The organism is Mycolicibacter minnesotensis (genome assembly GCF_010731755.1).
GTDB lineage: Bacteria > Actinomycetota > Actinomycetes > Mycobacteriales > Mycobacteriaceae > Mycobacterium > Mycobacterium minnesotense.
The window spans coordinates 630,776-643,612 of record NZ_AP022589.1; the positions used below are offsets into that span (position 1 = coordinate 630,776).

The following is a 12,837-nucleotide window of genomic DNA, read 5'->3' on the forward strand; positions in this document are numbered from 1 at the left end:
CCGCGGGCACGCTCGGAGCAGCCCCGCGCAAACGTGACGTTGACCACGTGATAAAGCGCACCCTTGACATCTGTCCAGGCTGTGACACGATCGAGCGATCGGATGCAAGCCGTATTGATTTCTTGCGCCGCTTATACACAGACGAAAAGCACTAGCGCAACGCTGCGCGCAAAGTAAGGAGTTGGAAGCCATGGATTGGCGCCACAAGGCGGTCTGTCGCGACGAGGACCCGGAGCTGTTCTTCCCGGTGGGAAACAGTGGGCCGGCTCTCGCCCAGATTGCTTCCGCTAAGCAGGTCTGCACCCGTTGCTCGGTAGTGACCGAGTGCCTGACCTGGGCGCTGGAGACCGGCCAGGACGCCGGCGTGTGGGGCGGCATGAGCGAGGACGAGCGCCGCGCACTCAAGCGCCGCAACGCCCGCACCCGGGCCCGCAGCGGGGTCTAATCCCGCCGAGAAAACGACGCGGCCCCGACTTTGGTCGGGGCCGCGTCGTTTTGTGTCGGGACTGGTCAGCGCCTCACAACGCCTGACGGAGCCGGCGCCCCCCGACCGGAATGCGCAGCACCATCTCGGTCCCCCCACCTGGCGCGTCCTGTGCGGTCAACGTGCCATTGAGGTCCGCCGACACCAGCGTGTTGACGATCTGCAAGCCGAGCTGGTCAGAGGTTTCCAGGCGAAATCCCTCCGGCAGCCCGTGGCCGTCGTCGTGGACCACAACGTCGAGCCAACGCGCCGAGCGTTCCGCACGTATCGTGACGGCGCGCCGATCGGCGTCCGCGGAGAAAGCGTGCTCGATCGCGTTCTGCACGAGTTCGGTGATCACCATGATCAGCGCGGTGGCCCGATCGGCATCAAGCGATCCGATCGATCCGTCGCGCGCGACATGGATCGGGATATCGACGCTGGCAACGTCATTCATCATCGGCAGGATGCGGTCGACAACCTTGTCGAGGTTTACCACCTCGTCGACCGACATCGACAGTGCGTCGTGGACCAGCGCGATCGAGGACACCCGTCGCACCGACTCCAACAGCGCCTCGCGCCCTTCGGTGCTGGCCGTGCGGCGCGCCTGCAGACGCAGCAACGCCGCCACGGTCTGCAGGTTGTTCTTCACGCGGTGATGGATCTCGCGGATCGTGGCGTCCTTGGACAGCAGCGCGCGGTCGCGTCGCTTCACCTCGGTGACATCGCGAACCAGTATGGCCGCCCCCGCAGGTTGGCCGTGGACGATCAGGGGCAGGGTGCGCAGCAGGACCACCGCGCCGGCGGCGTCCACCTCGAACCGCATGCTCGCTCCCCCCGACAGCGACTCCCGCACGTGTTCGGCCAATTCGTGCGCCTCGAACGGGTCGGAGATCAGGGGCCGGGTGACGGCGACCAGGTCGTGGCCGGCCAGCTCGGCGGCCAAGCCCATCCGGTGGTAGGCCGACACCGCGTTGGGGCTGGCGTAGCGCACGGTGCCGTCGACGGCCAGCCGGATGAATCCGTCGCCGACTCGCGGGCTGGAACGCGACACGGCGATGTCGCCGACATCGGGGAAGGTGCCCTCAGACAGCATGTGCAGCAGATCGGCCGCGCAATCCAGGTAGGCCGCTTCCAGCCGGCTGGATGCCCGGCCGCCCGTCAGTGCGGTCTGATGGGTCAGCACTGCCACGATCCGGTCACCATGCCGAATCGGCACAGCTTCCATGTTGCGTTGTCCAGCAGCGCCTTCGGAACCTTCCCGCCAAATCTTTCCCGACTCGAATGCCGCGACCGCTAACGGCATCGAGTCCTGCACGGCGACCGTTCCCACAGCGTCGCTGAGCAACACCGTGGGGGCGGTGTTGGGCCGGCACTGCGCCACGCATACCAGCGCGCCATCGACGTCGGGGTCGCGGCGCACCCACATCAAGTAGTCGGCGAACGACAAGTCCGCCAGCAGCTGCCACTCCCCCACCACGGCATGCAGGTGGTCCACCGCGCTACCGGGCAATACGGTGTGTTCGGCTAGCAGATCGCCGAGAGTGGACATCGGTCAGATGACGCCGTTGCGACCGGCTGCGTTCAGCTGATCACGGCGATGAGGTCGCCGGCCTGGATCACGTCACCGACCTGCACGGCCACCTCGCTGATGGTCCCCGCAGTCTCAGCCAGCACCGGGATCTCCATCTTCATCGACTCCAGCAACACCACGGTGTCACCTTCGTTGATCAGGTCGCCCTCGTGGACCACGACTTCGAGCACGCTGGCCACGATCTCCGCGCGAACGTCCTCGGCCATCTTCACCTCGTTCATCACCCTGCCAACGATTGCATAAGCCCAAAAAGCTTGGACCTATCGAACCACAAGCCCGCCGGCGGTTGAGCACGGCGCTCGGGTAAGTGAACTCCAAGATAATTAAGAGGACTTAGAGAGTTCGATCTGTGATCATGTCGTGTTTCTGCTGTGACAATTGCATAGCACCGTTACTCGAGTGTTTTTAACGCGTGACGAAACCGCCGTGACGCGGCACAAGTCGACATCGAACTTGAGGAGTACCGCGTTGTCTGTAAACCGTCTTACACAGCCCCGTGTCCGGCTGACCCTGGTGTGCGCCGGCGCGATGGCGCTGGCAACGCTGGGGTTCGGCGTCGCCTCCGCCAAGGCAGCCCCAGCCCTGATTGATGACCAGATGCCGATTCCGGCTCCGATCAGCTCCCCGGCCCCCCTCGGCGCCCCCAGCCCGCTGGGCGTACCCGGCGCACTCGGCGCCCCCAGCCCGCTGGGCGTACCCGGCGCACTCGGCGCCCCCAGCCCCCTGGGCGTACCCGGATCTGCCGTCGGAGGCTCCTCAGCCGGCGTGAACGCCGCGAACTCATTCCTGCAGGCGTTGAATGGCATGCTCAACCGCGTCGTCCCCGGCGTGGGGTCGATCATGCCCACCGATGTCAGTGCGCTGACGCCGCCTGGTGCGCCCATGTCCGCAGGGCCTGCCCTGGAGACCCCGCCCGCCCCGGCGACGCCTCCGGCCCTGGTTCCGCAGACCCTGGCAGGCGCTCGGAACTTCTCGGTGCACTAAGGCGGTGAGTCGGCCGTCGGATTCGCCCGACGGCCGGCTACACCGGCCAAGTCATCAGTGTTGCGCCGCAACGACCGCGTCCAACACCTCGAGTCAAAGCCCGGTGTGGCGACGGCTTCAATCCGCAGATGGCCGGTTTACCGCCATTTTTCCGCCCAGGCAGACCGGTCATCCGCGCGCGATTATTGCCACACCCCGTCGTGTGAGAGACTGGTCAGTCAGAAGATCTGCTAGGAGGAGCCACCATGGCCAAGCGAGGCCGCAAGAAGCGCGACCGCAAGCACAGCAAGGCAAACCACGGCAAGCGGCCCAACGCCGGCTCGAAGTCCGTATAAACCTGGCCGACCCAGCCACTCAACCTCGGCCCGCCGAGGGCTGGACTGTCCGCAAGGTGTGAAGCTCTACCCAAACCGCCCAGGCTCGTCGAGCCCGGGCGGTTTCTTCATCGGACGTGATCTACTCGCCCGCGGGGAACGTCCCGTGAACAATGGTGGTGCGGCTGATCTCCAGCCGCACCCGTTCGTACAGATGCCGCGGCGCCTTGTCACCACTGCACTTGCGGGCGATCAGCGTCTTGATCTGCTCCTCCACCCCATAGTGCCGCAGACAACCCGGGCACTCTTCGAGGTGCTGGCGCAGCTTGGCCTTGGTCTCGGCGGTGCATTCGCCGTCGAGCAGCGTCCACACCTCGGCGATCACCTCTGAGCAGTCGGCGTGGGATCCGCCGGCCGCGGGGGACGTGTTGCAGTCCTGCGGGTGCTCGGTCACGACGACACCTCCTCGGATTCCTGCCCGTCGCGGATAAATCCACGGTCGCGGGCGACATCGGCCAGCAGACTTCGCAACTGGCGTCTTCCGCGGTGCAGGCGCGACATCACTGTGCCGATCGGCGTATCCATGATCTCGGCGATCTCCTTGTACGGGAATCCTTCGACGTCGGCGTAGTACACCGCCATCCGGAACTCTTCGGGCAGCTGCTGCAGCGCCTCTTTGATCTCGGTGTCGGGCAACGATTCCAAAGCCTCGACCTCCGCCGAGCGAAGACCGGTCGACGAATGCTCGGCGGTGGCCGCCAGCTGCCAGTCGGTGATCTCATCGGTCGGGTACTCGGCAGGCTGACGCTGCTTCTTGCGGTAGCCGTTGATGTAGGTGTTGGTCAGAATGCGGTACAGCCACGCCTTGAGGTTGGTGCCCTCCCGAAACGAGCGAAATCCGGCGTAGGCCTTGACCATGGTCTCCTGCAACAGATCTTCGGCATCGGCGGGATTGCGCGTCATGCGCAACGCGCCACCATAGAGCTGATCGAGCAGCGGGATCGCGTCTCGTTCGAACCGCGCGGTCAGCTGCTGATCGGTCTCATCAGACCGGACAGGGCCCGTGGATTCAGCAGAAGCCTTAGACCCGATACCACTCTCGCCGTCAGCCATCTCGATCGCCGCAGTCCCTTCTGTCGCGGTGCCCGCAACCCGTCCAGCCATGGGCTCGACTTCCAGCAGATCGATTGTCGCTGACACCCGGACTCCTTCCCGATCCTAGGACCGCGATCACCGCCCGTATGCAGCGACCACGCAACTGCCCTAGTCAACAGCGTCGGCCACCGAGGTAATTCCCGCCGTATCCTTACCCGGTGAGTCGCGCGGCAACCCCGGCTATCGCTGCATTGATCGCCGCACAGGTCCCCCACGAAGTGCTGCGCTACCGACATGATCCAGATCGACAGTCGTTCGGAGCAGAGGCCGTTGAACAGCTGGCCGACGCCGGCCCGGCCGGTGTGCGACCCGAACAGATCTTCAAGACATTGATCGTCGCCCTCCCGCGGGGCCTGGGGGTCGCGGTGCTGCCGGTGCCGGCGAAGCTGTCACTGAAGGCGGTTGCCGCAGCGCTCGGCGTGCCCAAGGTGACCATGGCCGACCCCATGGCGGCGCAAAGATCGACCGGCTACGTGTTGGGCGGTATCTCACCGCTGGGGCAGCGCAAAGCCCTGCCGACGGTGGTGGACGCTTCGGCTCTCGACTTCGATCGGGTGCTCTGTAGCGCGGGGCAACGCGGCTGCGACGTGGCGTTGGCGCCCGCGGATCTGATCCGCTTGACGGCTGCGTTGACCGCCGACGTTCAGGCCCACTGACCGCGCGCCCCGGCCCGTTCAGCCGCCCAGAACCGGCCCGGGGTCACGACGCGGCACGCGCCCGAGCGCTTCGTCGATGTTCGCGGCCAGCGACAGCTCGGAGTCGAGCCCTGCCGCGTTCACCACCCGCGTGACCACCGGCTGATCGCTGACCAGATACAGCATGATGCCGCGGACACGGCATCGGGCCGCTTCATCGACCAGCACCGCGAACGCGCAGACAGCCATGAATTCGAGAGCCTTGGCGTCGATGACCAGCGGACCCGGAGCCACGGTCGCCGTTGCCGCCTCGGCAATCAACCGGCGCCAGAGCGCAACGTTGGAGGCATCGACGCTGCCGCCGGCGTGCACCAGCAACGCCGTGCCATCGCGTTCCACGACAGCACCCAGACGTTCCCCCGGATAGCTCGTCCCGATGCTGCACGAGAGACCGGGGCCGGCGAGGCTGGAGCTGGCAGCCACCGACGCGCCGAGAGCACAGCGGGCACGTTTACGACGTAAACCGAACGGCATGCGACCGAAACTACGCCGGTTTGTTTACGTTGTAAACCCGAATCTGGCTGGACGCACAACGCGCCCCGCCCGAGCAGGCCCGGGCGGGGCGCGTCGCTGACCGCTCAGTCCCTGAACGCGTCCTTGATGTTCTCGCCGGCCTGCTTCAGGCTGGACTTGCCCTGATCAGCCTTGCCCTCGTTACGCAGACTGTCATTGCCGGTGACGTCACCGACCACCTCTTTGGCCTTGCCCTTGGCGTCCTGCGCAACGTTCTTGGCCTTATCTGCCAGCCCCATCGTGAAGCTCCTCCCTGGTGCAACTCTTGCGACCGGGGACATACCCATGGCATTTACGACGTAAACACGTCCACGAGGCGTCTCAGTGCCGCGCAAGCAGCAGCTCAAGCCGGTCGAGCATGGCTTCCAGGGCTTCTTCGAACTCGGCGGTGCTGTGGTCTTGGGACAGCATCGGTTGCAGACGGTGCAGATGTCGATAATCCGTCAGATCGCGACCGGACCGGTCGGTGTCGTCAAGAAGCGCCTCGTCAGGATGCAGTTCAGCCCCGTGCGCGGAGACTTCCAACAGCAGGTGACCGATCAGGAACGTGGTGTAGGAGCGGTAGGCGGCCACCGCCGCGATGTCATCGAATCCGTAGGAGATCAACGTGTCGAGAAAGCTTTCCATCCAGCGCAGGCTGCGCAGCGGCGGGCGGACCCACGGGGCATCCGGGGCCTGGGTGGCGACCAGCGGAAAGACCTCGGGATGGTCGAGCGCAATCTGGCGCACACCGTGAGCCAAGCGCATCAAGTAATCCTGCCAACCGTCCTCTTGTCGCCGCGCGGCAAGTTGATCGCTGTAAAGCCGCTCGATGATGTGGTCGACGACGCCGGTCAACAAATCGCCGCGCCCGTGCACATAGCGGTAGAGCGCCATCGCCTCGACCCCGCAGGCGGCGCCCAACCTGCGCATGGTCAGCTTCGCCAGGCCGTGCTCGTCGATGAACGCGATGGCCATCTCCAGGATCCCGTCACGGCTCAACTGCAGCGAAGGACGCGCGCCGTCAGCCGGAGCGTCCACCTCGGGGTCCACCAGATCACCTCTTCTCCGCGTTCTTTGCGCTCGACGTGGCGACTGGCGCCCTAGTTTACGTCGTAAGCCCGGTTGCAGAGACAAAAGCTCCGGGTCTGCCGAGCGCCCGCCGGACATCGCAGGCATCGCAGGCATCGCAGGCATCGCAGGCATAGGGTGACACCCATGCCAAACCCAGGACCCCTCGCAGGCAAGACCATGTTCATCTCGGGAGCCAGCCGCGGTATCGGGTTGGCGATCGCCAAACGCGCAGCCGCCGACGGCGCCAATATCGCGCTGATCGCCAAGACCGCCGAACCGCACCCCAAGCTCGACGGCACCATTTACACCGCGGCCGCCGAGATCGAGGAGGCGGGAGGACAGGCCCTGCCTATCGTCGGTGACATCCGGGACGGCGAGTCTGTGGCAGGTGCTGTGGCCACCACCGTCGAACGCTTCGGCGGCATCGACATCTGTGTGAACAATGCCTCGGCGATCAATCTCGGGTCGATCCTCGAGGTACCGCTCAAGCGCTTCGACCTGATGAACGGCATCGAGGTGCGCGGTACCTACGCGGTGTCGCAGGCCTGCATCCCGCACATGATCGGCCGGGACAACCCCCACATCCTGACGCTGTCCCCGCCGATCCGGTTGGAAGCGCAATGGCTCAAACCCACCGCCTACATGATGGCCAAGTTCGGAATGACGCTGTGCGCACTGGGCATGGCCGAGGAACTCCGCGGACACGGGATAGCCTCCAACACCCTGTGGCCGCGCACCATGATCGCGACCGCCGCGGTTCAGAACCTGCTCGGTGGGGACGAGGCGATGGCCCGGTCCCGAACACCTGAGGTCTACGCCGATGCCGCTTACGCGATTGTGACCAAGCCGGCCCGCGAATACACCGGCAACTCCCTGCTCTGCGAGGACGTGCTGGTGGACTCCGGTGTCACCGATCTGTCGGTCTATGACTGTGTTCCCGGCAGCGACTTGGGCGTGGACCTGTGGGTCGACACCGTCAACCCGCCTGGATACGTACAGCCCTAGCTTGGGTGGGCCGCCACCCCGGGAATCACCAGCCGGAAGCAGGCACCACCTTGGTGGGGCACGCAGGTCAGCGTCCCGCCGTGCGCGACGGCAAGTGCCCGGGCGATCGGCAGACCTAGCCCGGCACCACCGTGGTCACGGCCGCGGGCGCTGTCTAGCCGTACCAGCCGATCAAAAATGCGCTCCGCATCCTCGTCGCGAACGCCGATGCCGGTGTCGGTGACCACCACCGCGACGCTGTCGTTGCCGACGCCCTCGTCGATTCGGACATCCACGGTGATCTGCCCATCGGGCAGGGTGTGACGGCGCGCGTTGTCGAGCAGATTGGACAGAATCTGCGCGACCCTCGTGGGGTCGACCCGAACGGCCACCGCGTCTACGCCGGTACGCACCAGGCGCAGCTTTGGAGCAAGCAGCGCTGCCCGATCCAGTTGATGATCGACGATCCCGATCAGGTCGGTGTCCTTGAGCTCCAGTGGCAGTCCCGCATCGATGTAGCTCAAGTCCAGCATGTCGGTCACCAGCCGGGTGGCGCGCCGCGCCTCGGTCAACAGCAGACTGGCCCGGCGGTGCTGACGGAGCACGTCAGCTTCGATCGCATCGTCGCTCGCTGCCGTACCGACGTGCTGGCTGACATTGCCGGCGATCTGCTCCGCGGCGGCCTGCATCCCCGCGATCGGGGTGCGCAGCTCATGGGCGGCGTCGGCGAGGAACCGTCGCACCGCGGCCTCCGCTCGCTGTGCCCCTTGCGCCGCAAGGTAGGCACGCTTCTCGGAGGCCTCCAACTCATCAAGCATGTCATCGAAAGCTTCTGCCGCCCTGCCCAGTTCGGTCTTGGGGCGATCGGGGCGCAATCGGCGGCCGCGATCGCCCGTGGTGATGTCACGGGCAAGGTCGGTGAGCCGGTCCAGCGGTGCGAGCAGAACACGACTCCCGCCGGCCAGCAGGATGGCAGCGAGCACCAAAGTCCCCAGGCCCGCTGCGATCATCAGGCGCCGCAACCTGAGCAGTGTCTCGTCGGACTCGGTCGTGTCGACGGTCAGAATCACCCTGTCACCATTGGCCAACGGGTGCACCAATACCGCCTGGGAGTCACCGGGCTCCAACAGCGGGGCCGAGACCTTCGCGCCGGTGGTCGCGTCGGGATCGATCGCGGGATCACCGAAGGTTTCGCCGTCGGCGGTGACGACAAGCGCGCCGAAGATGCCGCCATTGAGGTGATCGGCCAATTGCTCGGCAGAGATCCCCAGTGCCACGAGGGAGTCCGCTCGGGCCTGCGAAGCCGCCAACCGTTCATGCACGCTGCGATTGGCAAGCGCACCCAAGCTGGTGTTGATCACCAGCCCCATGGCCACCATCAGCACCGCGAGTAGAGCCAAGACCAGCACCGTCAGTCGGCGCCGCAGCGAAGGCGTTGTGGTCATCGCGCCGACAGTTCCAGTCGGTACCCGATCCCGCGAACCGTATGCAGGATCCGCGGACCATGCGACTCGAGCTTCTGACGCAGCCCGCTGATGTGGACTTGAACCAGGTTGGGGTCGTAGGCCTCATATCCCCACACCGCGTTGAGAATCTGGGCACTGCTGACAATGCGGCCACGTTGTTCGACCAGGTAGACCAATATCTTCAGTTCGGTGGCGGTCAGGCCCAGTGGCGTCCCTGACCTCGCGGCGACCCCGGCATCGACGTCGACCATCAGGTCTCCGAACTGCACGGCTGCCGGCAACCGGCCCCGCCGGCGCAGCACGGCGCCAACCCTGGACACCAGCTCGGCGAGCTCGAACGGCTTGACCACGTAGTCGTCGGCGCCCCCGTCAAGACCGCGCAGCCGGTCAGGCAAGCCGTCCCGCGCGGTCAGCAACACCACGCCGACCGCACCCCAGCGCAGCACCACATCCATCAGCGCAAAACCGTCGCGGCCCGGCAACATGACGTCAAGCACCACCAGGTCCGGCCGGAATCCATCCAGCACCTCCTCCAAGCCCTCACCATCGGGCTGGGTGTCGGTCAGATATCCGGCATCCGAGAGCGCCTCACTGACCATCTCGCGGATGGTCTCGGAATCCTCCACCACCAAGACACGTGGCAGCCCCACGCTGAAAGGCGTACCGCCGCGAGGTTGGGCGGGCCGGGAATTTGCCATGGTCCATTGATAACACCGTCGCGCTGCTATGGGCAGATCCGGCTGAGCGCGTTCCTCGCTCGCGATCGCCTCTTCAGGTTCGCTTCAAGTTGGCTGGCTAGGGTCGCCGGAACCGAGTGCACTCGACACCCCGTCGCATCTGCGGACACCGGGGCCTTCCGGAGAGACAATGACGCCTAACACCAACAGGATTGTCTGACAATGGATTTCGCAATGCTGCCGCCCGATGTCAATTCAAGCCGGATGTATTCCGGCGCGGGTGCCCAGCCACTGATGGCTGCAGCCTCGGCTTGGAAGGCTCTGGCCGCCGAACTCACCAGCATGGGCCTGGCCTACGACGCGATGATCGACGAGCTGTCCGACGACCGGGTCGGACCGATGACTGCCGCTGCGGCGGCGTACGCCCAGTGGCTGCATACCACCGCAGCCCAAGCCGGACGCGCGGCATCGGCGGCCCGTTCCGCAGCCGCCGCCTACGACACCGCCTTCGTCATGACCGTGCCACCCGCACTGGTCACTGCCAACCGCGCTCAGCTGAAATCGCTGGTGGCCAACAATTTCCTGGGCCACAACACCGCAGCGATCGCGGCCACCGACGCCCAGTACGCCGACATGTGGGCCCGCGATGCCATGGCCATGTACGGCTACTACGTCTCGTCGACTGCCGCGGCCGGGCTGCACCCCTTTACCCAGCCCCCACACACCACGATCTCGACGCCGGCCTCCAGCCCGTTCGGCACGCTTGCCATGGACCCGGCCGCAGCTTTCGGTGTCGACCTGAGCACTGTCGGCAAGATCGAGGACACGCTGTTGCTCGAGGTCGCCGCCTCCCCCGCGTCGGCTTCGGTGGGCGCCGAACTGGGCGTGGCGGCCACCCTCAATGGGCTGTCGGTCCCGCAGTCTTGGGCAACGGCAGTCCCGGCCAGGGTGATCGGCCGGGCGGTGTCGATCGCCGCAGACACCGTATTGCGGGCCGCCGCCGGGACCACTGCACTACCCCTGGTCGCCCTCGGCCCGGCCAGCCGGGCCACCGCCGGTTTTCGTCGGGTTCGCGGTGCCTCCGCCGGCCCGAAACCACCCTCGAATGGATCACCCCGCGCAATCGTCAGACAGCGCGGCCGATCCGAGCAACCGAAGAAGCAGGCGGCACGGCCGCCGAAGGGGGCCGTCCCACGCATCTTGGGAGAGCTACGGGAACTTGCCGACCCACGGGATACGAGAATCCTCTCCGATGAAGAGCGCACTCGGACAAAGCGGCGCCTGCACGGTCGGTAGTTGCCGGCACCGTCGGCACGGCCGCTAGAGCAGATAGCCCTGCCGGGGCTCCGGCAGGGCCGGCGCGATCAGCTCGGGAGAGTTATTGCGCACGCTGTTCACCAGAGTCGACACCTCGCGCAGCGCGATGCCGGTCACGTCGGGCGGGCGGGCCAGCAGCGTGGTGTCGATCACGGAGTCGGGATCTAGCCAGCTGTCCCATCGGTTTTCGGGCAACAGCAACGGCATCCGGTCGTGTATCTCGGCAAGCTCACCGACAGCCTCGGTGGTGATGATCGCGACGCTGAGCACCGGGGCGGAGAGCCGATCAGGCCGCCAGGCCGACCACAGACCGGCCGCGAACAGCATCGCACCGTCCCCGTGGATGTAGAACGGGGTCTTGCGGACCCGAGACTTGGCCCTGGCCCCCGCCGGATCACCGGGCTCAAGCGGGTCTGGGCGCCATTCGTAGTAGCCGTCCATCGGCACCAGGCACCGTCGCCGCTCCGCGGAGGCGCGGTAAGCCGGCGACGTGGTGACCTTGTCTGCACGAGCATTGATCAGCAAGGGGCCGCCGGCCGCCGGCGCACCACCGGGGCCTGGTTTCGTCCACGCCGGGAGAAGTCCCCAGCGCATCAGCCGCAGGCGCCGGGTGGGCTGGTCGGTGGGCGTATGCGGCGGCCCCGGCTCGGAATGCCGGCTGATGACGGTCACGATTCCGTCGGTAGGCGCCACGTTGTAGTTCGGGCCGGAGTCAGCGGCGGCGGGAATCTCGTTGATCGCGTCGATACTCGTGGCCAGCAGAGCCGGATCGGTGGTTATCGCGAAACGACCGCACATACCTTCATGGTGACAGCTCGTCGATCCGGGTGGCGGCCACCGCCCAAAAGGGCATATGCACCAGGTTGTCTTCGAGCAGTGGTTGCAGATAGGCGAACCGCTGGGCCAGTGCGCGAACCCCAGCCAACAAGTCCTCACGACCCATCGCCTCCATCACCGCGACCATCTCGGTGAAGGCGTTGGGGTCGAATGTGCCCTGGAAGGTCGTGGTCCCGACGTGATCGATGCGCCACCCTGCAGATTCCAGCAGCGGACCGAAACGCTCGGGCGACATTCCGTCCAATTGCCAGCCGTTGACGTTGTGGCGCCCCGCTTCGAACAGAAACAGTCGAGCCTGGGGTTTCGTCGCCCGGTGCAGATTGCGCGCGTAGCGCAGCTGGGTCTCCTCGTCATCCTGGAACAGGTGGTAGAAGGCGCTGTCGACGACGGTGTCGAACCGGCCCTGGAATCCGACGAGATCGACCGCATCGGCCACTTGGAAGTCCACGCTGACACCGGCCTGGGCGGCGTTGCGTTGCGCAAGTGCGATTGCAGCCGGGGAATGGTCCAGCCCTGTTGTTGAATAACCATGGGCCGCATAGTGAATCGCGTGGTGTCCCGCGCCGGTTCCCGGATCGAGAACCTCGCCACGCAGCGCGCCGTAGGCCACCAGTTGCTGCACCGCGGGCTGCGGACGGCCGATATCCCACGGCTCGGGAGGACTGGCAACGGGTGCGCCCTCAAGCCCTGTGTGACTGTTCATCGCCCACCACTGTGCGGCAGTCTGGTTAACGAAATCGGAACGCGCGGTGTACGAAAGCCGACAACGCCCGCGGAGTGGCAAG

The 12,837-nt window shown here is 66.0% G+C and carries 17 protein-coding genes; 6 read left to right on the forward strand and 11 right to left on the reverse strand.

Translation table 11 applies throughout. From position 1 onward, the window contains the following. Positions 1-190 precede the first annotated feature (190 nt). On the forward strand, positions 191-445 hold the full coding sequence (locus tag G6N09_RS03145) for a WhiB family transcriptional regulator (protein WP_024443658.1): 255 nt from the start codon (positions 191-193) through the stop codon (positions 443-445). Positions 446-518: 73 nt separating this feature from the next. On the opposite strand, the gene G6N09_RS03150 is transcribed toward G6N09_RS03145, so the two are convergent. Together G6N09_RS03150 and G6N09_RS03155 are read right to left on the reverse strand one after the other, a co-directional pair. Next, on the reverse strand, positions 519-2,015 hold the full coding sequence (locus tag G6N09_RS03150) for a two-component system sensor histidine kinase PdtaS (protein ID WP_083027557.1): 1,497 nt from the start codon (positions 2,013-2,015) through the stop codon (positions 519-521). 32 nt (positions 2,016-2,047) lie between these two features. Further along, positions 2,048-2,263 (reverse strand): biotin/lipoyl-binding carrier protein, encoded by a 216-nt coding sequence (locus G6N09_RS03155; RefSeq protein ID WP_083027587.1) that lies wholly within the window; start codon positions 2,261-2,263, stop codon positions 2,048-2,050. Positions 2,264-2,525: 262 nt separating this feature from the next. Here G6N09_RS03155 and G6N09_RS03160 point away from each other — a divergent pair, with 262 nt between their 5' ends. Both G6N09_RS03160 and G6N09_RS20420 read left to right on the forward strand, forming a co-directional pair. Beyond that, positions 2,526-3,041 (forward strand): hypothetical protein, encoded by a 516-nt coding sequence (locus tag G6N09_RS03160; RefSeq protein WP_163752639.1) that lies wholly within the window; start codon positions 2,526-2,528, stop codon positions 3,039-3,041. A gap of 245 nt (positions 3,042-3,286) precedes the next feature. After that, entirely contained in the window at positions 3,287-3,376 is a 90-nt protein-coding gene (locus G6N09_RS20420; protein WP_098004059.1) for a 50S ribosomal protein bL37, read from the forward strand. Positions 3,377-3,497: 121 nt separating this feature from the next. Here the strand turns inward: G6N09_RS20420 and rsrA are convergent, their stop codons facing one another. Together rsrA and G6N09_RS03170 are read right to left on the reverse strand one after the other, a co-directional pair. Further along, complete coding sequence (gene rsrA, locus G6N09_RS03165; protein ID WP_083027559.1) at positions 3,498-3,809, reverse strand: mycothiol system anti-sigma-R factor; 312 nt, start codon at positions 3,807-3,809, stop codon at positions 3,498-3,500. Further along, on the reverse strand, positions 3,806-4,468 hold the full coding sequence (locus G6N09_RS03170) for a sigma-70 family RNA polymerase sigma factor (RefSeq protein WP_170309974.1): 663 nt from the start codon (positions 4,466-4,468) through the stop codon (positions 3,806-3,808). Before G6N09_RS03170 ends, rsrA begins: the two co-directional genes overlap by 4 nt. A 200-nt stretch (positions 4,469-4,668) precedes the next feature. On the opposite strand from G6N09_RS03170, the gene G6N09_RS03175 reads away from it, so the two are divergent. Beyond that, the gene (locus G6N09_RS03175) at positions 4,669-5,166 is read left to right on the forward strand and encodes an aminoacyl-tRNA deacylase (protein WP_083027561.1); all 498 of its coding nucleotides are present in this window, start codon (positions 4,669-4,671) and stop codon (positions 5,164-5,166) included. A gap of 18 nt (positions 5,167-5,184) precedes the next feature. Here the strand turns inward: G6N09_RS03175 and G6N09_RS03180 are convergent, their stop codons facing one another. From G6N09_RS03180 to G6N09_RS03190, 3 genes are all read right to left on the reverse strand, one after another. Then, positions 5,185-5,544 carry an anti-sigma factor antagonist gene (locus G6N09_RS03180; RefSeq protein ID WP_234807100.1) on the reverse strand — a complete coding sequence of 120 codons (360 nt, stop codon included), beginning with the start codon at positions 5,542-5,544 and terminating at the stop codon, positions 5,185-5,187. Between the two features lie 239 nt (positions 5,545-5,783). Further along, positions 5,784-5,957, reverse strand: a complete 174-nt coding sequence (locus tag G6N09_RS03185; RefSeq protein WP_083027563.1) for a CsbD family protein — start codon at positions 5,955-5,957, stop codon at positions 5,784-5,786. Positions 5,958-6,039: 82 nt separating this feature from the next. Next, positions 6,040-6,675 carry a TetR/AcrR family transcriptional regulator gene (locus G6N09_RS03190; RefSeq protein WP_109559009.1) on the reverse strand — a complete coding sequence of 212 codons (636 nt, stop codon included), beginning with the start codon at positions 6,673-6,675 and terminating at the stop codon, positions 6,040-6,042. 240 nt (positions 6,676-6,915) lie between these two features. Here G6N09_RS03190 and G6N09_RS03195 point away from each other — a divergent pair, with 240 nt between their 5' ends. Beyond that, entirely contained in the window at positions 6,916-7,776 is an 861-nt protein-coding gene (locus G6N09_RS03195) for an SDR family oxidoreductase (RefSeq protein ID WP_109559006.1), read from the forward strand. Here the strand turns inward: G6N09_RS03195 and G6N09_RS03200 are convergent. After that, the gene (locus G6N09_RS03200; RefSeq protein ID WP_083027565.1) at positions 7,773-9,200 is read right to left on the reverse strand and encodes a sensor histidine kinase; all 1,428 of its coding nucleotides are present in this window, start codon (positions 9,198-9,200) and stop codon (positions 7,773-7,775) included. The genes G6N09_RS03195 and G6N09_RS03200 overlap by 4 nt on opposite strands. Continuing rightward, the gene (locus tag G6N09_RS03205; protein ID WP_083027566.1) at positions 9,197-9,919 is read right to left on the reverse strand and encodes a response regulator transcription factor; all 723 of its coding nucleotides are present in this window, start codon (positions 9,917-9,919) and stop codon (positions 9,197-9,199) included. Before G6N09_RS03205 ends, G6N09_RS03200 begins: the two co-directional genes overlap by 4 nt. 201 nt (positions 9,920-10,120) lie before the next feature. On the opposite strand from G6N09_RS03205, the gene G6N09_RS03210 reads away from it, so the two are divergent. Further along, a complete protein-coding gene (locus tag G6N09_RS03210; protein WP_083027567.1) occupies positions 10,121-11,194 on the forward strand; it encodes a PPE family protein in 1,074 nt (357 codons plus the stop codon). A 24-nt stretch (positions 11,195-11,218) separates the two neighbouring features. Here G6N09_RS03210 and G6N09_RS03215 read toward each other — a convergent pair whose 3' ends face one another. After that, complete coding sequence (locus tag G6N09_RS03215) at positions 11,219-12,013, reverse strand: SOS response-associated peptidase (RefSeq protein WP_083027568.1); 795 nt, start codon at positions 12,011-12,013, stop codon at positions 11,219-11,221. A 4-nt stretch (positions 12,014-12,017) separates the two neighbouring features. Next, positions 12,018-12,755: a class I SAM-dependent methyltransferase gene (locus G6N09_RS03220; RefSeq protein WP_083027569.1), complete on the reverse strand. Its 738-nt coding sequence runs from the start codon at positions 12,753-12,755 to the stop codon at positions 12,018-12,020. Positions 12,756-12,837 lie beyond the last annotated feature (82 nt).